Annotated in this window: 13 protein-coding genes; 1 reads left to right on the top strand and 12 read right to left on the bottom strand. The window is 56.8% G+C overall.

Annotation, left to right across the window (positions count from 1 at the left end):
- Nucleotides 1-27: 27 nt before the first annotated feature.
- From ACR0NN_RS20115 to ACR0NN_RS20090, 6 genes are all read right to left on the bottom strand, one after another.
- A complete protein-coding gene (locus ACR0NN_RS20115) occupies nucleotides 28-1740 on the bottom strand; it encodes a glycosyltransferase family 2 protein (RefSeq protein ID WP_480685402.1) in 1713 nt (570 codons plus the stop codon).
- Nucleotides 1741-4101: 2361 nt separating this feature from the next.
- Nucleotides 4102-5982: a glycosyltransferase family 2 protein gene (locus tag ACR0NN_RS20110; protein ID WP_170725435.1), complete on the bottom strand. Its 1881-nt coding sequence runs from the start codon at nucleotides 5980-5982 to the stop codon at nucleotides 4102-4104.
- A 29-nt stretch (nucleotides 5983-6011) separates the two neighbouring features.
- The gene (locus tag ACR0NN_RS20105; protein WP_480685385.1) at nucleotides 6012-6353 is read right to left on the bottom strand and encodes a hypothetical protein; all 342 of its coding nucleotides are present in this window, start codon (nucleotides 6351-6353) and stop codon (nucleotides 6012-6014) included.
- Nucleotides 6354-6848: 495 nt separating this feature from the next.
- Nucleotides 6849-7526, bottom strand: a complete 678-nt coding sequence (locus ACR0NN_RS20100) for a sulfotransferase family protein (protein WP_170725437.1) — start codon at nucleotides 7524-7526, stop codon at nucleotides 6849-6851.
- Nucleotides 7527-7621: 95 nt separating this feature from the next.
- Nucleotides 7622-8767, bottom strand: a complete 1146-nt coding sequence (gene glf, locus ACR0NN_RS20095; RefSeq protein ID WP_170725438.1) for a UDP-galactopyranose mutase — start codon at nucleotides 8765-8767, stop codon at nucleotides 7622-7624.
- 147 nt (nucleotides 8768-8914) lie between these two features.
- The gene (locus ACR0NN_RS20090; protein WP_480685383.1) at nucleotides 8915-10225 is read right to left on the bottom strand and encodes a DUF2793 domain-containing protein; all 1311 of its coding nucleotides are present in this window, start codon (nucleotides 10223-10225) and stop codon (nucleotides 8915-8917) included.
- 193 nt (nucleotides 10226-10418) lie between these two features.
- On the opposite strand from ACR0NN_RS20090, the gene ACR0NN_RS20085 reads away from it, so the two are divergent.
- Complete coding sequence (locus ACR0NN_RS20085) at nucleotides 10419-11651, top strand: sulfotransferase family protein (protein WP_170725439.1); 1233 nt, start codon at nucleotides 10419-10421, stop codon at nucleotides 11649-11651.
- A gap of 82 nt (nucleotides 11652-11733) precedes the next feature.
- Here the strand turns inward: ACR0NN_RS20085 and ACR0NN_RS20080 are convergent, their stop codons facing one another.
- The 6 genes from ACR0NN_RS20080 to ACR0NN_RS20055 form a co-directional block, all read right to left on the bottom strand.
- Nucleotides 11734-11940 (bottom strand): hypothetical protein, encoded by a 207-nt coding sequence (locus ACR0NN_RS20080; protein ID WP_170725440.1) that lies wholly within the window; start codon nucleotides 11938-11940, stop codon nucleotides 11734-11736.
- Between the two features lie 61 nt (nucleotides 11941-12001).
- On the bottom strand, nucleotides 12002-13012 hold the full coding sequence (locus ACR0NN_RS20075; protein ID WP_480685381.1) for a lysylphosphatidylglycerol synthase transmembrane domain-containing protein: 1011 nt from the start codon (nucleotides 13010-13012) through the stop codon (nucleotides 12002-12004).
- A gap of 100 nt (nucleotides 13013-13112) precedes the next feature.
- Nucleotides 13113-13865: an acyltransferase gene (locus ACR0NN_RS20070; protein ID WP_480685379.1), complete on the bottom strand. Its 753-nt coding sequence runs from the start codon at nucleotides 13863-13865 to the stop codon at nucleotides 13113-13115.
- A 30-nt stretch (nucleotides 13866-13895) separates the two neighbouring features.
- On the bottom strand, nucleotides 13896-14627 hold the full coding sequence (locus tag ACR0NN_RS20065) for a TylF/MycF/NovP-related O-methyltransferase (protein WP_170725443.1): 732 nt from the start codon (nucleotides 14625-14627) through the stop codon (nucleotides 13896-13898).
- Nucleotides 14628-15250: 623 nt separating this feature from the next.
- Entirely contained in the window at nucleotides 15251-18484 is a 3234-nt protein-coding gene (locus tag ACR0NN_RS20060; RefSeq protein WP_170725444.1) for a hypothetical protein, read from the bottom strand.
- Between the two features lie 213 nt (nucleotides 18485-18697).
- Entirely contained in the window at nucleotides 18698-22879 is a 4182-nt protein-coding gene (locus tag ACR0NN_RS20055) for a hypothetical protein (protein WP_170725445.1), read from the bottom strand.
- Between the last annotated feature and the right edge of the window lie 4 nt (nucleotides 22880-22883).

Genomic DNA, 22883 nt, shown 5'->3' with positions numbered 1-22883 from the left:
CCGTGATTGAAGCGGGCAGACCCGCCATCACCCCAACCGCGCTTTAACAAAGTCGCTGTCGGTCCATGGTATCGACAGGTCTGCATCATAGATGCGATCGCGCCCTTCCGAGATCAGTGCCAGATATTTGCTGTATTCCTCAGCATTATTGAAATGCTGGCGACGGGCCACCTCGGTCTGCGCCTTGCGACGGAAATCGGCATTGTATTTGAAATGTCCAAACAACAGCTCCCGCTCGGCAAGCGTTGTTCCTGCCACATAGTGCAGCCCCGCCGACAAGCGCATGAAGGGCGAGTATTTCAACAGCGCAATTTTTTGCGCCACAAACAGTTCCCGGCGAGATCCGGGGATCAGGCGGTGGCGCAGCGCCGACGTCCATGTCGGTGCGTTGGAGTAGGGGCCTCGCCCGAACGAGTCGAGTTGAAAGGGATCGCGGTCGGTGAACCCGGCCTCGGCAAAGGGATCGCCGCTGGCAAAGCCAGCCTCTTCCAGCGGCCCTTGTGGGTACATGTCGAGCATGAAGATGCGCACGCCGTCGGCAGTATCAAATTCCGGGCGGCGCAACAGATCGGGCAGGGTTTCCCGCTGTGGCACCTGCCAGGTCAGCAGTTCATCCGCATCGGCAACCAATGACCAACGCCCTAGACGAAAATGCCCCATCAGAGCCTGCTGCCAGGCCACACCGTATTGCGATCTGCTGTAATCCGTGTCGACCGAGAACAGCGCCACATCGGGCTGGTCCGCCAGATATTCCAATGTGCCGTCATCCGAGCAGTTGTCGGCGATCAGAAAACTCTCGACCCTCAGCTTGCGGTAATGGTCCAGGAAATGTGGCAGCATGAACATTTCGTTGCGCATGGCTGCGACCACAGCCACTGGCGCTTCGCGTGCGGCTGTCAGACGGCTGCTATCCGTTACCATCTCAAGCGCATTGGTCTGTTCGCCCAGTTTGGCGCGCTGATAGCTGGGCCAGATCTTTTTGGGAAACAGACCCGGTGCATCCAGTCGGCTGTTTGCATCGGCTTGTGTGGCTGAATCGTCCAGATGCACCAGCTTGACCGGTGCGGTCTGGCTGGCGTCGAACCCGTTCAGCCAGCGCGACACCGCGATACCCCCGGGCTGAGCCCGGCGGCGGACCGAAATGTGGTAATCCTCGTTCGCGGGTGAGATGCCGCCCAGGGCCAGCAGGTCGCCCACCAGCTTGTCTTCCATGAAAGACACCTGAATCAGAGCCTGACCTGTTGCGCTTGCGGCAGTGTCCAGCAGTGTACTCATGGCGTTCCGGCTAAGCGCATAGCCCGACCCGCCATCGCAATAGGTTGAAGGCTCGGGCGATTTGTCGAATTCAAGCCGCCCTCGTTCCGAGGTGGATTTGGCGCAGTGCCAGGCCCGGTCCATCTGACCAGGCACCCGGGTCAAAGTGCGACCGTAGTAGTCGAATTTCCGGTAGCTGAGCGAATGGAAATACTCTTCGGGGTTGAGAAAGCAATCATCGTCGATCTTCAGCATATGGGCGAAGGGCGTGTTGTCATGCACCCAGCGGATCGTGGCCAGCGTTTTTTGCGGCAATCCTTCATAATCGTCGGGGGCATCCAGATGCAGGACATCGCCATCTAAGGTGCCGTCCCCATCGCCGGTGACAATCAGGTAAGGTACCCCCAGTGCGGCGAGACGGCTCAGCCACCCATCGCGCAGGGCCTGGACGCGGCGGCCGAGATTGGCGCGGCAGGAAGTGACCATGACAACCGTGTCGAAAAGCGGATTGACCGGGCCGCGCAGGGGGTTTGGGACCCGCACTGCAGGCGGGGTTTTGGTTTCGAGTGCCTTCAGGTTGGTCGCTGCACCAGTCTTGCCTGCGACAGCGCGGCTGCGAAGGGCCTGCAGAGGCTGCGCCAGAGCGGGCGTCCTGAGTGGGTCAGCCGGGTCAAATTCGGCGCTTTTTACCCTTTTTAGAGCCTGATTCAGCCATTCGGTCAGGATTGTTTTGGTCGCCGCTGCCCCCCCGATATCGATCAGCCCATTCAGCAGTCCCAGAGCGACACCCAGGCCAATCCACTTGTCGACCGCATCGGTCAACCTATCCAGGTCAGCGAGCAGGGCGCGACAGTCGTCTTGTGGATCGATCCCGTTTCGGGTCGCCGTGAGCAGGTCGGCAGCGCGGTGGCTGACAGAGCATTGCAGTGCGTAGTGGGGCGCACGGTCAACCATATCAGGCAGGCTGGCACGTCTTGAGCGAACGAGCTCCTCAAGAGCGGGTTCCGTCGGAGCGCTGTCTGGGGCCGCCATATGGCGCATCGCGGCTTCAGCCGAGTCGAGCCCCGCAAGCAGAAGTGCCGATACGGTCGGAGCTTCTGGGCCGGGCAGACCGGCCGGGCCAAACATGTCCCGCCGGATACGTCCGCAATCGGGGCAGCCAAACCGTTCGAACAACGCCAATACATCTGCCTTTGCCGCAGGTGTTGTGTCTGGGTCGTACAGGACTGCGAAGGCGTCCTGAGCGATGGCCATACGTGGTGAAAGCGCGACATTGCGCTCAGCAATCCGGCCCCAGAACTGAGGAGACATTCCAAAGGCCTTCAGTAAGGTCGCTTCAATCCATTGATATTGGCGCGGATGCAGGCGTGGGCCATCCGCGATCAGTGCAACAGCAGTTTCTGTCAGCTGTGTGCAATAAGTTCGCTGCCAGTAATCTTCGTTGCGCCGTTCGAAGAATTTCAAGAAGGCGGTGATAATCTCGTCCCTCGCCGCATTGTTGACCCTTGGGTCGTTCAATGCAGAGCGGACTGTCCAGGCCAGAGGAGGCGTCATGATCCATCGCCCTGGCCGTTCCACCAATTGCCTCAAGATCACGCAAAGCCGCGAGATGCGAAGATCCCTTAGAAGATAGGGCAGCAAACCGGAATTGAACCAGCTGTTATCCTGGGTTGGTGCGATCGACTTAACACCGTTGGCCTGGGCATGCGCATAAAGCAGATCAAAGGCATCACGCTGACAAAAAAGCTCAGACAGCGCGATATAGAACGAGGGCTGCATTTCACCCAGCGTTGGAGTCAGCTCGTCCAGGATCGCAAGCAAGGATTCTGGCGTTTCATCCTTGTGTAGAGCCTGTGCAACGCGCGCCAGCGCATTTTGAAGGATGGTTCGTTCGGGCTGTGTTGTTTCGGGTGCATCCGGTGCTTCCGGCACGTCGAGGAACTGCTCAAGACCCAACCCGCTGGCCAGTTTCATCAGCTGGCTGCGCAGCGGCGGGTCAAGCTTGGCCGTGATGCCGGAAAACCGGGCGTGCTCGATGATCTGGGTCGCCAGAACCGGGTCGCCGGCAAGGTCGCCACTTGTCAGTGCCGTATGCATCTGCTCGACAAGATCGGATCGGTGTAGATTGTGCTGGGCCAGCACCGCGTCCTTTTGCATGATCTGCAGTGATAACGCATCATTCTCGGTGCGCCCCTGCCAGATCCGACCGGGCAGGACCGATCGCAGAATTGTGGCTGAATCTTTGGTGGACACGATGAGTTTGGGGGCGGGATGGACGCCATCGATCTCCAGACGCAGGTCTTCGGGTTGATAGTGCCCGTCTAGACGCCCGCGCAGGTCCAACCGCGGTGAAAGGGTGAGGCCGGTGCCATCTACGCCTTTGTAATCCATGTGGATGGTACTGGCCTGAATACCGCCCTGATAGTCGATGAAGGCAATGTCTCCCAGATTGGGGAAGCGTTGCCGCCCTATCATGGAACCAAAGCTGAAAACCTTTTTTCCATTGATCCATACGCTGACCCGCGGAGGAGCAAAACGAATCTCGATGTCGTTATCTTTGGCATTCAGGGCAATTGGGCGTTGCTGTTCACGCGCCCAGTCCTCGGGGGTCTTCCCGCGACGGTTGCAGACCGCAAGCGCCGCGTCAGCGCGCAAGGACAGGTGAAACAAGATATTACTGCGCTCTGCGTCAAAGAAAGAAATATTTGCAAAGGAGTGCCGGGCAAAGTCGGCGCGATAAGACAGGCTAGAAAAACGCGTTGTGGAAAAAACCAACATTCGGGAGGTGACCTGAAGCAAGGGGGTTGTGGGCTGTTAGCCCGGCTGACGGGATGGATGCAACCAGTATTAGAGCGTTCCGCTGCGTTGACCCACCAACCTAGGTATAGGGGGATTGAAATAAGGGTCCAGCGGACCGATCAATTGATGCCAACCTCGGGTTCGCGCAGCCCGGATTGCTTCGAACCGAAAGCGGCTGCGGGCGGTGGAGGACAGGTCTGAAAAATTCCAGACCTCCCACAAAGCTCTTGCATAGAGCCTTCTTGGCCAATCAGCAGGCAGGTTGGCGCGTATGTCAGCGGACCAGGATGCGGCGGCTGCCTCAATCGCCCGGGCCAGGGCTTCGGGTGTGTCCGCCGCGGTCCAGAGTTGTCGGCACTCTGGGGCTTCGGCGCTTTCCGCTCCGGGCCACGCGAAATAGAGCGCTTGGCGCGCGGTTAGCGCGGCACCAATGCCGATTTGCCAGTCGGCCCGGGGGCCCGTGCCAAAAGACAGATTTTGTTCGGTCAGAAAGTCGCGGCGAAAGATTTTTGCCGTTGGGTGACAATGCAGCGCAAGCGCCCGATCTGCGTCGAAGTGCAGAAGACTGGTTTCAACTGGCTCCGTCTCCAGCAATGTCATGTCATGAAAGCCCTGGTGCACGGGGCTTGTCTGGGTCAGACCGATGCGGAACTGTGATACCCCGAAATCCGCGTTTTCCCGCAGCATAGTGTCTGTCCAGTGGGCAAGCGCAGTTGGCATCAACCTGTCACCGGCATCGGCGAACACCACCATGGCACCCCGAGCCTGTTTAAGCCCCGTGTTGCGCGCTGGTCCCGGTCCGGGGTATTCGCTGGTCAACGCCCGAGCGTCCATAAGCCCCAGGTGTTCCGTGCACACCGCCGCCTGGCGGGTTGTGGCAGGATCATCGGCGATGATCAGAGTTTCGAAACCTCTCTGGGTTTGCCTGGCCAGCGCGTTCAGTGTCACGTGTAGTGCTTCTTCCTGTCCGTCCCACGGGACAACCACGCTGAGCGGGCAGGTACCATCCAGTTCCAGCCGCCAGCTGGGGGGCAGCTCAGGGCCGGGCAGGGGGGGCAGGTCTTTTGCGTGCAGCCAATCCCGCACAGCGGAAATGAATTGAGCCCTGCGCGTGGGATTACGCAGCGCGGTGCTGCGTTCATGAAACAGCCGGTGGGCCAATCTGGACAGCGCAGGCTGACACCCGGGCTTTTCAGGGCCTGCCATGATCTCTGACAGTGTGTCGAGCACTGTCAGTTGTTCGAACACCCGGTCGGAATCGGTGGCGGTAATCTGTTCCGGCCGCCCCCGCGTCTGCAGATAGAGTGGTTGCGGCAGGTGCAAAATTGCTTTTGTTCGCGCAGCAGCTCGCAGAAAAAACGCGTGATCCTCGAACCAGGTTCCCACGTCAAAGCGCAATCCTTCGATGAGGTCGCGACGATACAGCTTGTTCCAGGCAGAGGGAAAATGCCTGATCGCCTCCTCCCAACTGTCCAGGGGCCAAAGTTGTGGTTCGCCGCCGTCTTCCAATACCGGTTTGTCATGAATGGCCGAGTGGGCGTCGCTGTGGCCATCGGAATGTATGTTACGCAACCCGCACGCGACCCATTCGGCATCGCTGTTTGTCAGTGCGGCATGCATCTGCCCCAGGAATTCAGGGTCATATCGGTCGTCACCGTCGAGAAACGCGATGAACCTGCCACGCGCAACATCCAGCCCTGTATTACGCGCCCCAGACAGCCCAAGATTGTTTTGCCGGATCACGCGGAAGCGCGGGTCGTCGCCGATTGCTTCACGCAACCGGGCCGGGCTTCCATCGGTTGAGCCATCATCGACGACTATCACTTCGAAATCGGTAAAGCGCTGATCGCGCAGACTGGTCAGGCAGGCTGCGATGTGATCCTGAACATTGTGGACCGGTACGATGATGGAGATTTCTGGCAATGACATGAGCGTTCTTTGGTGTGGTTAACCAAGAGTCAGACGCTGCACAACAGGTCAGGGATTTCAGCCAGTCGTGCTTTTACCAGATCAATTCCCTTGAACAGGTTGTAACTATCGCGCGTGTTCTGTCTGCCGCTTGATCGGATCATCGTTTGGATTTCAGTTATCTGAGCGGTGTTCAATCTTTGCCCAAGCCCCATGAAGACCCGCGTTAGGCTCTTTTTTGTTACTGCCTCGTCCGCTGCATACAGTTCTTCGAAGGAGATCGTGATCGGGGTAATGCGGGCTGCTTGGAGTGCAGTCCAGGTGCGGTTTAGGCGGGTATGTGCCTGCATAGCGCGGCGGATTATTCCATCAACGTCCAGAGGAACTTCCATGGCTGCGGTCACGCATCCTTTGTTTGCCGTTTCCACGTGTTCGGGCCCCCAAATTTCTGTTCTGGTTGCATATTCCAGCGACAGGATGCGTTCCAGGAGGTTGCGCCTGTACAAAAATATGTGCCGATACCCATGCGCAATTGTGCAGTTGACCAGAAACGCGTTCAGCCGTTTCGGAACCGGTTCGACACAATGTTTGAAATTGGGCCGTGCTGCGCAAATTTTATCGAGGCCCCGCTGCAGTGCTATTTCGTTCTTCGTGCGTCTCCAGTCTTTTGCGAGATCACCATGAATACGTCGGGGATTAAAAGGTTCATCCCGCAGCTGAGGCCGGTCTGATATGGTGTTGAGGCAATAGCTAAGGTTTGTTCCGCCGGTGCGTTGCAGCGTCCAAATCACAAAAGGAATCTGTATTCTCGGCAGTGTCATTCCCAGTTTTGCTCCGACTTGCTTTTGCGGCCTCGGAGTCAGGAGACGGTTTTTTAGGATTTGTTGTCAATTCACGTGATTGAGCGGTTTGGAGAAGATCGCCTCGACCGTATCACTGTTATAGTCGTGCCCGACAAAAGTAAAAAGCCGTTCGATCTGCGAATGGTCTGCGACGTAATCGTCATAATGCATCAGGATGGTACGGTCGGACGATGTGTTGTAATCGCTAAACCTTTGATTGCATTTAATTACTCTCTCTTCGACCATTTGCGTGTTCAGATCGGCGAACCAGCCCGACTTGGCCACATCGCTTGCATTTCTGGTGTTGAAAACAATCCGGGCATTGGGAAAACTCTCTAGCAGAAAATCCATATAGGCCTTGAACTGTGCCGGCCCCATGACGTTCGGCATGTGACGGATTTCTTTGAACCCCAGCCGTTTTGTGTCGTCCTCCGGGCGCAGCACATGTGTCACAAAGGCGTCAAGTAGCGCGTGACGGAACATGAATGGCTGCATCGCTTCGGCGCCGAACCAAGGCTCGTCTGGGTTCTGCGTTTTTCTTTTACGTCCTAACATCTTGGTTTCGTTGATGGTTTGAAACGCTTGGTAGAGATGGAACAGCGCGTTGTAATTCTCACCCCGAATGAGCGTGCCCTCAAGGGAGTTCAGCAAGCTTTGCAACAGGGTTGAGCCGGACCGGCCGTAAGTCACAACAAAAATATACTCGTACTCTTTAAACGCCATGCGACCTCGGTGAGAAGAAGACTGAACAGCTTTATTGGTAAATTACCGCACACAAAAGAATTTTTCCAGCATGCGCTGGTTTGATCAGGTCGCGGTTAAAGTGGCGAGATGGCAAAGGCTGGCATCGGGGCGCCTTTGGCGACATGGTTCAGGAACATTTGTGCGGTGTCCAAGGCCTCTCGGATTGTCACGTCCATGTCCAGATAGCGATAGGTACCCAGTCGCCCTACAAAGGTGACGCCTGGGGTCTGCTCGGCCAGCGCCACGTAATCGGCCAGTAACGCTTTTTCCTCGACCAGACGGATCGGGTAATAGGGGATGTCGTCGGGGCCGCAGGCGCGCGAAAACTCTCGATAGCAGACGGTGCCGTCGTGGTTTTCCCAGGGGCTGAAATGCTTGTGCTCGGTGATCCGGGTCCAGGAGGTGTCGCGGTCGCCGTAATTCATCACCGCACAGCCCTGATAGTCGCCCTGATCGCTGAACCGTTCGAAATCTAGCGTGCGGTAGCCCAACCGCCCCAGCCGGTAGTCGAAATAGCCATCCAGCGGACCGGACCAGAAGGCGTGGTCGAATTCGGCCCCATCCCCTGGCGCGAACAGCGTGTCCAGATGCACGGTTATCTTTGGATGATCCAGAATACGTTCGATCATCGGGGTGTAGCCGTCTTCGGGCATCCCCTGGAAACGGTGGAAAAAGTAGTTGTCGTCGTAATTGAACCGCAAAGGCAGGCGCTTGAGGATCGAGGCGGGTAATTCAGTCGGCGAACACCCCCACTGCTTTTCCGTATAGCCCCGGAAGAATGCCTCATAGAGGTCGGGTCCTACAAAGCGCAGGGCCTGATCCTCGAAGGTCTGTGGGTCGATGATCGAAGTGTCGGCCTGTTCTTCAATGAAGGCGCGGGCCTCGTCCGGGCGCAGGGTGCGGCCGTAGAACTGGTTGATCGTATGCAGGTTGATCGGCAGCGAATAGACCGCCTCCTGCGAGGTGGTCATGACCCGGTGTTTGTAAGGCCGGAACCGGGAGAAGGAATTGACGTAATTCCAGACCTCTTCGTCGTCGGTATGGAAGATATGCGGCCCATAGACATGGACCATCACCCCGGTGTCTTCATCGCGTTCGGTGTGGCAGTTGCCGCCCACATGTGGGCGGCCGTCCAGAATGGTGATCTGGTGTCCCTGCTCGGCCAGGCGGCGCCCGATCACTGCCCCGGACAGCCCGGCTCCGACGAGAAGAATTTTCATAAAATATGACCGTTTGCTGCTTAAAAGACGGGACTTGATCAAGTCTTTGCAGACCGCCCCTGAGATTACAACATTGGAGTTGTAGGGCCATCGCCGCTCTGCGGCTCCGTTGCTCATCTGCGAGAGCAACGGAGCCTTAAAGTCAGGTCAGAACCAGCGCCCCGTCGCAGTGGCATGTACCACTGCCGGAGCCGCAGCGCCTGAGCTGTCCCAGACATTGAGCGCCACACTGGTTGCGCTCAGGTCCCCATGTTCGGTGACGAGGCGTGGTGCGATGGCATTCCGGGGTGTGGCCTGCAGGATGGGTGTCTGGCCCGCTGCGAAGGTGACCGGAAAGGTCCAGATGTGGCTGGCCGCCTCGGGGTCAAAGAGTTTCGTGCAGATCTGGGTGCCATCGGCAAAGCGAACGTAATCGCCATCCGGCGATGATCCGCGCTCGATGATGGCACCGGTGGGGGTGCCGGCGGATTGCGACACCGGGCCCAAAATCGTGGTTTGGTCGTAGATCTGCCGCCAGTTGCTCCAGTTGCTTCCAAGATATGTGCGGGTCCAGATGCCGTGGTCGAAATTGTTGCGCCATGCAGTTTGCCTGAGTCGCGTGGTGTTGTTCCGTTCGATCCGGATGCTGCCATAACTGTTCTGCAACTCAGAGGGCAGGTCGTCTGCCCCGGCCGTGGTCGAGATAAAGCGATACAGCCCTGCAGGGGTGTCAGTGGCTTCGATATCCGGGATCAGTGTTCCGGTGCCGGTTGTGCCCAGACCAAAGGCACCAACCGTCATCAGCCGCCCTCCGGTCGCATCCACTGAATCCGTTTGAATGGCGCTGCCCGCGGCGTGACCCGTCTCGCTATTCAGTCGCAAGGCCTCGGTCCAGGTGGCCCCGTCGTCCGACAGCTTGATCGAAAAGGCGTTCTGCCCGGTCAGACCCAGTTCTGCATGGCCGGTCCAATTGGACTGAAACAGCAGACTGGCGGTGTCCTCTTCAGCTGCCTTGTTGATCTTCAGTTGGTGGCCCTGCCCGCTATGGCTGAGCAGGGTGGCAGGGGATTGTACTGCAAGCCGGTTGGTGTTGTCCGAGACGGTACCGATGCCGACGCCATCGAGATTTTCAAGATCAGGGCGCGGTGCAATCCAGTCGGAACCGTCCCATACCATCAGATGTTGTGCGGCTTCATCCCAGGCGCGCCATCCGGTTTGCGGGGCGATGAACTGCCAGCCTGCATCCAGCCACGCCGCCAGCATGCCGTCCTGTCCGGCCCAATCACCCGTTGCCCCCGCTCCAACCGCATAGGTGTCACCCTGATCGGGCGCGGCAGGTGGGATTGTCGCTCCGGTCTGCTGCAGGCGCAGTTGCACCACGATATCAAGGCGGCGCAGCGCCTCGTTATGGGTGACATGTTTTTGCGCCTGCGAAGGCTGCAGGAACGGTAGGTCTAGATTGGGCGAATTCTGCGTCATGATGAGGCTCCCGTGATCCGAACAGATTTGCGGAGCCTTGCGCGAATGCGATGAAGCCGGGTCTAACCAAGCGCCCGGTCCTGTCACCATTCATTTACCGCTGCTGGAAATAGTGGGGGCCGAGTCGCGGCTGTTCAACCGCTGTTCGGGGGGCTATGAAGCAGAAAGTCGGAACGAGCGGAATTGATTTGAAATGCTGATAGGGTTTGAAAAACGGTTCCTGTTTGTGGCCAGCACAAAGACAGCTTCGACTTCACTGGAACAGGTCTTGAGACCGCATACGGATATCGTCCGGGCCGGAACTGCGCAGCGCAAGCATATTGCATTGCGCGACATCGTCCCGACTTACGATTTCCTGTTCTCGCAACCGGGTTATCAGCCAGAGAGTTTTTTCAAATTCGGCGTGATGCGCGACCCGTTAGACTGGATCCGCTCGTGGTATCGGTATCGGTTGGGCAACAAAGTCGAAAGCCCGCTGCCCGAGGGCATGAGTTTTGCAGAATTCTGGGCGAGGCAAGACTGGAACATCCTGCAAGGAGACGGGCGCAAGAACCTGCAACGCGACATGTTCGTGGATTATGACGGTCAGGTATTGGCGGATGTGATCATCCCCTATGACCGTCTGGACGGCATGTTCCACGAAATATGCACGGCATTTGGCATCCCCCGGAATCTTCCCCGCGCGAATGTCAGCCGCATTCAGGAGATCGAACACCTGCCCGCCGGGCTGGAGGAAGAGATAAGAGATTTCTACGCAGAAGATTACGCGCTTTATGCCGAGCTGGATGCGATCAATGCCGAAGGCATGTCCCGGCTGCGCTCGGGGCAGGGGGCGTTCCGACCCGTCAGAGAGCGTGCCGAGGCTGTGCCTTTGGCCAAGGCACCGGAACGGCATGTGTTTGTGTTCAGCTACTGCTCCGAGGCTGGGGCTGCGGTACAGAGCGTGCTGAACGATCTACCCGGCTACTGCATCCGGGGTGAAAACAACGACACGGTCTTGCATTTGATGCGCGCGCAAAGGGCCATTGCGACCGATCCCCGTTATGGCGCAGAGCAGGTACGCCCTTGGGATTACGGGCGTGCCCTGGCTCAGGTTTTCGCGGAAAAAGTCCTATCCCCACCGGAAGGAGCACGGGTTGCGGGATGCCGATCCACGCTGATCCCAGACAAGACAGCCATTCTGGATCGCTATGTGACCTTCCTGTCCGAGCATTTCGACAATGCTCAAATCCTGTTCGTGACGCGCAGACATGTCGATGTTGCCGGAGAAGGCAGTAATGATCCTGAGCGTTTTGAAAACATCGACAGGTTTTACCGAACTTACCACGATGAGCACCCTGATCGGTGCCACATGATCGACTATGACCGCTGGGTATCTGACCCGCAGTGCCGGTCCGACCTCTTTGCCTTTCTCGACAAGGACTGAGGGGCGACAACATCCGGCTCGCAGCACAAAGCCCGGACGCATGGCCCGGGCTTTTTAGTGTTCAGAGCCGTTTTTGGATGGTTTAGAGCAGAAGATCTTCTGCTAAGATGAAGTTGCCTTCGACCAGTGATCCTTCTGCCAAGTTCAGCAATGTCAGGGTGTTGACCGAGCCATCGCTGCCGCCGACACCACGACAGGCTGTCCGAACATCGTCGCCATCTGCCAGCTTCAGTTCAATCTCACGCAGCAGCTTCAGAATGTCTTCGTCCGAGTATCGCTTCCGAGCCATCCCTTGTTCCCCCTTCTCGGCCAAAGTGGTGGCCCAATTTTAGGGGGCAAAGACAGTATCACTAGCTTTCTTTTGCGGAGGAGTTGGAAGATACTTCTGAGCGAGCTAGAATAGCAACCAACATCGCGGGCAGGCTCACTAGAACCTGCAGCACGAAGAACAATAGCCCGACCGATACGCTGACCGCAGCTGGAACCCCTGCTTGAGAAAAAATGACTACAAGCAACCATTCGCGCAGGCCAAATCCCCCAATCGTGACCGGTATCATGAGCGCGATGAGAAGAACCGGAATTGCGAATAGTGCCAGCCCAAGCGGTACTGGAACGTCAAAGGCGCGATACATACAAACAAAGATTCCCGTTCTTACGACAGCCAGCAGCACAGAGATCAAAATCGCGGGGCTAAGCCCCTGCCGTAACATGCCTGGTGCACGAAGCTCGGCGATCAGCATGTCCAGCTTGAACTTGAAGCGTCCTAGAGGCCCGCGCATCACCAGCCCCAGCAGCCGATCTAACTGCATTACCACCAGCGCTGCAATCCCCCCAATGGCGATCAGAGCCAACGCCAACACACTAGCAAAGGTCCATTGCCCTACGATCAGAGATCCAATTACGGCAACCAAGATTGTTCCCAATACGGACGTGTAACGGTCCAGCAGCAATGATGAGACGATGAAACTCGCCGCCGCTTGTTCCTGACCTACGGAACGGGAATGCAGCAGTGCGCCGCGTGCTATGTCTGCTCCGACCGAGGTAGGCAAGATCGCTCCGAAACCGAAACCGGCAGCCACCATTACAAAAACCGGCCGAAACCGGCGCGCCCGCTCCGGGGCATTGGCAGAAACGCGCATGATCTTCATCCAACGCCAAGCGATCACCAAATAGGCTAACAGGATGAAACCGGCAGCCGCCACTAGCCAGATCGGCCGAGCATTTATAGCCGTCGCGGCAACTTGTCCCCAATCTATCATGCTCCCCAATGCTGCAAGGAGAGCGAAGGTCAGAAGGAACTTCAACGAGCGGGGACGGCGCAGAAACTCAAACCAATGTTTTGCTAAAGTCGTCAAGGACACTCCCCGTTGTTTGTGGTTCCGCAAATGCCGCCGCCCACGTTCTTTGTTCCGGCAGTTCCTCAATCATTCGCATCGCTGCGATTGGCTCGGATTTCTGGCATCATGATCTTTGGCCGATCTGTTTCGCCGGAATCCCTGCCATGATTGTATATGGCGCTACGTTCCCGGTTACGACCGACCCCGCTCCGACAATGGCTCCATCACCGATTGACACTCCGTCAAGTACTGTGACACCAGCCCCGATCCAGACGTCATGGCCAATTGAAATAGGACCCTTGCTGATCATGCCCTGCGCCATCATGGGCGTGCCTCCACGCGCAGTCAGATATCGCCCGCCGCCGATGTAACATTGCCCCCCCATAAGAACATAGTCACCCAAGTTGATCCCGTTGACGCTGCCGATAAAACACTGCGCTCCGATAGAGCAGTCGCGCCCCATGTTTATCGATCCACCTTTGGTCAGTATTATGCTGTCACGTGCCACCGTGGTTCCACTGCCGATCCTAAAGTATTGTGTATCGAGAATACCACGGGCATCCAGCATGCAGTTGTCATCAATCGCAACGCGTTCACCGAGCTCTATGCGGCTAGCACAGCGAAGTGCTATATTACGCCCAAAATTCGCCCCTGAGCCAACGGCTTTGAACAAACCCGGATAGAGGATTTTGCGTAATGCATAGCCAAAAGCACCAAGGGTTCCTGTTGCCAGAAAGTTTACTGTCTCGTAGTGCAGTAATGCAACAACGCCTGGTTTTCCGATAAAAAACTCGGAATATTTTGCAAACGCCGAACCGTTGGCGGAAATGTCGGCACTAACTCTCTTCTTTTCTATCGGGGATGGTTCAGGCCTCATGTTGTGTGTCTCCGATGCAATGTTTCTGTCTCAGGCTGTTCGGAGAATGAAGCCGCGCCCATTATGTAGAAATTCGCAGAAATCTTCGGACCGGAATTGTGGGTTTGCCTCCAGCCAGTCTGCGAAGGCTTTGGGTTGACCAAGCTCATCGGTTTTGCCGTAACTGTACCAGTCATCGAACAGAAGCACTGACCCCGCCCTCATATACGGCGCCAACCAATCCAGTGCAACTTTGGTCGAAGAATAGTAATCACAATCGAGTAATGCGACCGCTACGGGTTTGAATGCGTGCTTCTGTCGGAGTTTTTCGGTTAAGGAATCCTCATAGAAACCTTCGATGAGGACTGCGCGATCCATGTTCATTCCGTTTTTCGCAAGATTCTGTTCCACCACGACGCGCGAGCAGGAAAACTGACCTTCGAAAAAACGTGTATCCGATGCATCTATGCCTTCGGGTTCGGGAAGCCCTTCAAAACTATCAAACCCATACTGACCTGTTTCGGTCAATTCCAATTCGTCAAGAATCTGGTTGGCCGCTAGAAATGTTCCTCCGCGGAAAACACCGAACTCGTAGTAGTCACCAGAAAACCGGCTTGCGTCAGGGTCCTGCAAATGTGTTTCGAAAGCTCTTCGTATAGCATCGGGCGCGCCGGGGCTGAGGGTCCTAAAGCCCGGATTGAGGCGATGATATACTCGGGACCCGAGACGATATAGCGGCGGCGATGCCCGCAGCATGGTTTCGATTGCGGATTTCAATCTCATAAAACACTTCCTGCTATTGGTCCGATTACATTCGACGATATGTATAAGAAGGCGCAAACCACCAAATCAAAGATCAAAGATATCCCACTATGCTATTCTACAAAAACAGCACTGCAGATAATTTGCGTAACAGTCTACGGACGGACACTCAAATGGTTCCGTAGATGGTTTTGTATGGTTAAGGCCGTCCTTCGGAGTCTTCGACGCAATAAAAAATTTATGAAAATAAAGGATTAAACGTAGTAGTAAGTTTGAGGATGTGCCGAATTTGTTTCAGCATGTCCCAGACCCCATCTACTTGTATGCCTTCCTTGTTGTTGCCAATATCCAACAATAACGGTCATTGTCCCTCTCTGCTTATCGGTCCAACTATATAGTTTGCGGGATAGCGCCCGTGGCATCTGGAATGATGCTAACGAAGCCGAATTCGTTGTAGTAGTGCGAACGAAGTTTACTGACTTTTGACCAAACGTCTTGAGTAGTTCCGCCGGAGACCTAGCCCCTGCGGGTTATCAGTGCCGGTCCGACCTCTTTGCCTTTCTCGACAAGGACTGAGGGGCGACAATATCCGGCTCGCAGCACAAAGCCCGGGCGTTTTAGTGTTCAGAGCCGTTTTGGGTGAATTAGAGCAGAAGATCTTCTGCGAAGATGAAGTCGCCTTCGATCAGTGATCCTTCGGCCACGTTCAGCAATGTCAGGGTGTTGCCCAGACCGTCGCTGATCACCGCATTCGCGCCACCGGACAGGTGGGTGGCCTGCAGGTCGGCGAAATCGGTGATGGCGGCAACGCCGCTCAGGTCGATGCGGTCTCCGGCTCCGAAATCGGCCACCTGATCGATCCCGTCCGAGAAGACAAACGTGTCGCCATCGCCGCCCCCGCGCAGGGTGTCGTTGCCGGTGCCGCCATCCAGCCTGTCCGCACCGGACCCGGCCGACAGGCTGTCATTGCCAGCTCCGCCAAGCAGCGTGTCATCGCCGGCCCCGCCGAACAGGGTGTCGTCGCCACCGCCGCCCAGCAGACTGTCATTGTCGTTGCCGCCGCCCAGAACATCCTTGCCCTTGCCACCGAAGAGCGTGTCATTGCCGTCTTCGCCGAATATCCGGTCATTGCCTGCGGCACCGCCGAGCGCATCATCGCCCAACCGGCCAAACACGGTGTCGTCACCGGCACCGGCAAAGAACTGATCATTGCCTTCGCCGCCATCCATGAAGTCGTTGCCCTGACCGCCATATGCGATGTCATTGCCCAATTGGCCATAGATCTGGTCTTCGCCGTCGCTGCCGCCCAGGGTGTCGTTGCCATCACCGCCTTCCAGCGTATCGGCACCTTCACCGGCAAACAGCTCGTCACGACCATCGTCACCGACCAGGGAGTCTGCCTGATCGCCGCCCAGCAGCGTGTCTCCACCAAGGCCGCCCAGCAGCGTGTCGCTGCCTGCGTCGCCACGCAGAACATCCTTGCCGCTCCCACCGATGATGGAATCATCGCCACTAAGGCCAATCAGGCTGTCATTGCCGTCGCCGCCATCCAGCGTGTCATTGCCGTTTTCGCCGCCCTGAACCGTATCCTTACCACCCTGACCTTCGATCCGATTGTCTTGGCCATCCTTGCCGGTCAGCGTGTCGCCATGGTCGTACGAGCCGCGGATTTCTTCGAAATTGCTGATCTGGTGGTTGAAGGCCTCACCGCGCCAGGTGCCGGTGGCAGTGCCGGTGTTCAGGTTCACATTCACCGCCTCAACCCCGGTGTGGTTATAGCGCAGTGTGTCAAACCCACCACCGCCATCAGCGGTGTCATTCCCCGCCATCAGGATGATTTGATCGTCTCCGTCACTGCCGATCACGCCATCGTCCAGCATCGTGGTGCGCACTTCTCCGAGGTTCTCGACCCCGTTGATTGTATCCTGACCGCCGTAGCCGTCTTCGCTGACAATGCCCGTGGACAGATCAATGTTCATACCTGTGGTCGCGTTCCACCATGATGATCCATAACGGATAAACCCGTCCCCGTTCAGAATGTTGAAAATGTCGTTTCCGGCCATACCCATGACCAGCAAAAAGCCGTCGGTCACTGGGTTAATGTTGAAAACGTCGTTGTGGGCGGAGCCATAAACAATAGCCCCGCCGAGTTCGGACAACATGGCTCGGTTTATGTCGATGATGGTTGTCTTGCCGTCCGGCCCTTTGTCGATGCTACCGGTATTCGCGGCGCCATCGATTGCAACGGTTACACCTGTCGAGAGCCCGTAATTGTCTATTTCGACAAGGGCATCCGGTGAAGTAACATCCCTGAAATCAACAGTATCATCACCGACCCCGGGCTGAACATAGTCTATCCCTGAGGCGTTACCGGGGTTGAGGTAGTCGTCGCCATTTCCACCAAACAGCATGTCCGATCCGGCGCCGCCCAGAAGGCTGTCATTGCCTTCTTCACCCTGCAGTGTGTCGTTCCCCGCGCTTCCTTCCAGCGTATCGTTCCCGAACCAGCCATACAGCGAGTCGTCCCCGGTTCCGCCGATGACCGAGTCATCGCCAACATCACCATCAATGGTGTCGTCGCCGGCCTGTCCATTCAGAAAGTCATTGCCGCCAAATCCATTGATCGAGTCATTGCCGCCGCCGCCCCGGATTTCATCGTCAAGAAGGCCGCCGATGAGGGTATTGTCGAGGTCGTCCCCGGTGATGTTCAAAGCTGCCGCAAGAATCTTGCCTTGTATCGAGTCTCCGTCCGAATCCGCCAGCGCGTCGGTCCAGGACACAACGATGCTGCCATTGTTTAATGCAGCAATACTTGAATCATCGGCATCCGTCTCGCCACTGGACAGCAGAACCGCATCTGTCAGAGCTGTGCCTTCGCCATCAAAAACTCGGCCGCGAATATCTGTTCCGCCTTCTGCATTGGTTTCGGTCCAGCTGACCGCGACCCATCCGTTATTCAGGGCCGCGATGTCCACCGCGCTTTCAACTGCGGCCAGATTGGTATCCACGCGAATTGCCGTTGGGTTCTCCAGGCTATCTTGATCGTTTAAAATGTAGAGGGTTACGCCGTCTGTGCCGTCGACTTCACTGGCATATGCGATTGCAAAACCGCCATCGGACAGCGCAGCCAGTTTGATATCCGTGTCTGCATCAGATGGTCCGACAGGATCGAGTTCGAGCAGCGGACTAATGACAGGCCCCGTGGCACTGCGGATCTGAACATAGACGGGGTTTGTGGAGCTGGTCCCTTCTTCCGTCGTTGCGATCAGCACGTTCCCATTGGAAAGCGTGACGATATCCAGACTGTCAAAATCGTCGAAGGCGTCACCAATGCTGTAAAGCCCCACGTGGTCCCCATCTGCATCTTTCACATTGAGGTGGAGATTTTCAAAAACTGATGATTGGTACAGCGTGTGCTGATACCCGTTGTTGGCTACCGTAAGCGCAAAATTCCCGATTTCGGTTGAGTTTTGCACGAGCGATTGTGTCCGGGTGATCGACCCGTCCGCGGGGCTAATTGAAGCGGTATATAAGTCCGATCCGCTACCGAATGTGTCATCGTCGCTGTTCCAGCGCAGCAGAATACTGCCATCCGCGTTTTCTGCGATAACTGGATCACCCAACATCTGCACGTCTGCGGCCGATCCCGTATAGGGCAGCACGTAGGTTCCCGTTGCGGTTTCGACCGGAACGCCATCAGCGGAATAGATCGATACGGCCAGAGTATCTGTGGTGTCAAAGTGGTTCCCATAAACAACCGCAAACCCACCGCCCGATAATGCAAGCACCGATGATCCGAATTGTGCCCCGCTCTCAAATCCGTTCAGCTGAAATTCATCTGTAAGTTCTGTTGCCGAAAGTTGTGTTTCAATCGTCAACGTATTCTACCTTTGGCACTCTGAAATCCCCAGTATGCACTTGAATGGGATTGCAACATTTCGTCAACTCTAAAACTTTGAATTTTAGATAACTTTTATTGCCTCAAATGGATGACAGTGTGGCTCTGTTCCATCTGAGTGGTTGTAGTTGAACGAAAAGGCCCAAGCGTTTGGCTCAGGCCTTTTCGCATTCTTTAACTGACACGTGTTCAATCAGAAGATGAAGTCGCCTTCGACCAGTGATCCTTCGGCCACGTTCAGCAATGTCAGGGTGTTGCCCAGACCGTCGCTGATCACTGCATTCGCACCACCGGACAGGTGGGTGGCCTGCAGGTCGGCGAAATCGGTGATCTCGGATACCACCCCACTCAGGTCGATGCGGTCCCCGGCACCGAAGTCGACCACCTGATCGACGCCGTTCGAAAAGACAAACGTGTCGTCATCGCTGCCGCCGCGCAGGGTGTCGTTTCCGGTGCCGCCATCCAGCGTGTCCGTGCCGGTTCCCGCTGACAGGCTGTCATTGCCGCCGCCACCGCGCAGAACGTCGTTGTCTGCCCCGCCGAACAGGGTGTCGTTGTCCGCTCCGCCCGCTAAGCTGTCATTGCCGCTGCCGCCGCCCAGAACGTCTTCTCCCTTGCCGCCGAAGATCGTGTCATTGCCGTCTTCGCCGAAGATTTGATCGTCGCCAGCAGCCCCGCCGAGCACGTCGTCACCCAATCGGCCATAGACCGTGTCGTTGCCTTTGCCGGCAAAGAACTGGTCATTGCCCTCGCCGCCATCCATGATGTCATTGCCTTGACCGCCATATCCGATGTCATTACCCAACTGGCCAAAGATACGGTCGTTACCGCCACTGCCGCCCAAGGTGTCATTGCCATCACCGCCTTCCAGCGTATCGGCACCTTCACCAGCAAACAGCTCGTCCCGCCCGTCGTCACCGACCAGGGAGTCTGCCTGATCGCCGCCCAGCAGTGTGTCGCCGCCAAGACCGCCTATCAAGGTGTCGCGGCCCTCATCGCCACGCAGAACATCCTTGCCGCCGTCTCCAGTGAGGAAGTCATCGCCACTGAGACCGGTCAGGCTGTCGTTTCCGTCACCACCGTGCAGCGAGTCATTGCCGTTTTCGCCGCCCTGGATGGTATCTTTGCCGCCCTGACCGTCGATCTCGTTGGCCTGGCCATCCTTGCCGGTCAGCGTATCGCCGAAGTCGCGCGAGCCGCGGATTTCCTCGAAATTGCTGAGCTGATGGTTGAACGCCTCACCACGCCAGGTGCCTGTTGCAGTGCCGGTGTTCAGGTTCACGTTCACCGCCTCGACTCCGGTCCGATCATAGCGGATCAGGTCAATCCCGTCGCCGCCATCAGCGGTGTCGTTCCCCGCCATCAGGATGATCTGATCATCCCCGGCACTGCCGATCACGCTGTCATCCAGCATCGTGGTGCGCAGGCTTGTCAGGTTCTCAACGCCGTTGATCGTATCCTCACCGCCATAGCCGTCGTTGGCTGCAATCCCGGTGGACAGGTTGACGTCGACACCGTTGAACACATCAGACCGCCGGTAATCTAGCCGCACATGCGATGCGCCGGCATTGATGTTGAACGTGTCGTTGCCGCCTTCGCCGATAACGGCGATGAATGAGTTCGCGTTGGGGCCTGACGTGATGTTGATGATGTCGTCGTAATGGGTGCCACTGACATCCAGACCCCAGTCATTGATCGCGTTGGAGATATTGATGATCTGGGTGGTGCCATTGACACCCTTGTCAACCGAGGCGCTGTTGGTGGCCCCGTTCACCGTGATGGTCGCACCTGCGTCCAGATCCCAGTGTTCCAGCCCGACACCGGCGCTGGAGCCCAGGTTCGACAGGTTAATCGTGTCGTTCCCTGCGCCTGCGATGATGGCGTCATAGCCTTCGCTATTGCTGCCGGGGTTCAACGAGTCATCGCCATCGCCCCCTTCAAGCCGGTCGCTTCCGCCGCCACCCAGCAGGGTGTCGTTGCCTTCCTGGCCATAGAGAGTGTCTTCACCTCCACCGCCACGGATGCTGTCATCACCACCACGGCCTTCGATATACTCACCTACGGCGTTGCTGCCGATGATCGTGTCGTCGCCATCACGTGAGCCGCGCACTTCTTCGAAGTTGCTGATTGTATGGTTGAAGGCCTCACCACGCCAGGTGCCGGTGGCAGTGCCGGTGTTCAGGTTCACATTCACCGCCTCGACCTGATTCCGGTCATAGCGCAGCAAGTCGAAGCCGTCGCCACCATCGGCGGTGTCATTACCTGCCATCAGGATGACACGATCACGTCCGTCGCCGCCGAGGACACTGTCGTCAAGCATTGTCGTGCGGATTTCGTTTACATTGTCGACCCCGTTGATCGTATCCTGACCACCGAATCCGTCTTCGCTGACGGCTCCAGTTGAAAGATCAACATTGACGCCCGTCACCCCGCCGAAAGATCGGTAATCCAGTCGCAAAAAACCGTCACCGGCGCTGAGATTGAATGTGTCGTTGCCGGCGTCCCCCCTGAGAGAAAGAAACGGGTCTTGGTCACTGCCGGAAATGATGTTGAAAATATCATCATGCGCGGTGCCACCAATATCGATGCCATAACCGTTGAGCGCATTGTAGATATCGACGATCTGAGTAGTCCCATTGGCACCTTTGTCGATGGAGGCGCTGTTGGTGTCAGCGTCTACCGTGACGGTTATGCCAGCATCTAGATCGTAATGCTGTAACCCTGCACTGCCGTTGAGCGCTAGATCCGAGAAATCCACCGTATCATTGCCGGTTCCAGCGATAATTTCATCATAACCGTCGTTATTGCTGCCCGGGTTGATCGAGTCGTCTCCGTCACCGCTTTCGAGGCGATCACTGCCGTCGCCGCCCAGCAACGTGTCGTTACCTTCCTCGCCGATCAGAGTATCATCTCCACCACCGCCGCTGATGCTGTCATCGCCGCCCCGGCCTTCAATATATTCGCCAACCGCATCGTTACCGATGATGGTGTCATTGCCGTCGCGTGAACCGCGGACCTCTTCGAAATTGCTGATCTGGTGATTGAAGGCCTCACCGCGCCAAGTGCCGGTGGCTGTCCCGGTCTGCAGATTGACGTTCACCGCTTCAACCTGGCTCCGGTCATAGCGGATCAAGTCGAACCCGTCGCCGCCATCAGCGGTGTCATTACCTGCCATCAGGATGACACGATCACGTCCGTCGCTGCCGAGGACACTGTCATCCAGCATTGTCGTGCGGAGTTCCGACAGGTTTTCGACACCGTTGATTGTGTCTTGATCACCGTATCCGTCATTGCTGACAAGGCCGGTGTTGAGATTGACATTAACACCGCTGGTAACGTCGGATTGGCGATAGTTGAGCCTTACAAAACCGTCACCGGCAAAGAAGTTGAACGTGTCGTCCCCTTCGCGGCCTGTCACCCCCAGAAACGTGTCTTCATCATTGACCGGGGTAATGTTGAAGATGTCATTGTGGGAGCTGCCAAAGACGGAAAGCCCCCATGTAAAGGTATTTCCCACATTGATAATTTGGGTTGTACCATTGGCACCCTTGTCGACTGAGGCCGTGTTTGTCTGACCATTTATCGTGACTGTCACGCCCGCATCCAGATCCCACTGTCCAAGACCCACAGAAGTGGTGCTGTCTACATCCGAAAAATCTACGGTGTCCTGACCTGCTCCGGGGACGATCTCGTCATAGCCATCGTCATTAGTGCCCGGATTCAGCGAGTCATTGCCATCCCCGCCGCGCAGCGTGTCACTGCCATCCAAACCTAGGATTGTATCGTTTCCAGCCCCTCCATCAAATTCGTTGTCACCATCGTCACCAACGATCAGGTCGTTTTCGGTGCTTGATCCGCTCAGCGAACTCAGCGCAATATCTTTGTCCGGGCCAAACGGGCTGGAGGCAGGGGGGACATCAAAGGCGTCCAGAGCGTTGTCCAGGAAATCATTAAACTCGGCCAGCGAGTTGAAGGTGGGCAGCGCATCGCCGCCCAGCAGGAAGATGTGCTGGCTGTCGACCGTGCCGAACGGTGGTACATTGGCGTCGACTTCTTCGAGGATCAGGATGGTCGAGACCCGCGCCACATTGCCAGCATCCGTCCAGTTGAGCTGAAAGATCGATGTGTCGGGGTCACTGTCCGAGCCTTGAAACAATTCTCCGTCAACGCGGACATTGTATAAGTCAAGCTCAACATCGACATAGAGATCGTCCGGAGCCGAATCGCCGGGGGCCAACGGCAATACGCTGTAGCGCATCGTTGTGATGTCATCACGAAGGACCAGTTCCAGCGTGGTACTGGATTTCACGCCTACATCTGCGTCGATGTCATTGTCGTAGTAGCTGGAAAAACCATTCAGCGTATAGGTTGTCATATGG

This window comes from Ruegeria sp. BA2, from assembly GCF_056539605.1.
The sequence above is the reverse complement of the archived record's forward strand: the minus strand, read 5'-3'. Positions and strand labels throughout refer to the sequence as shown.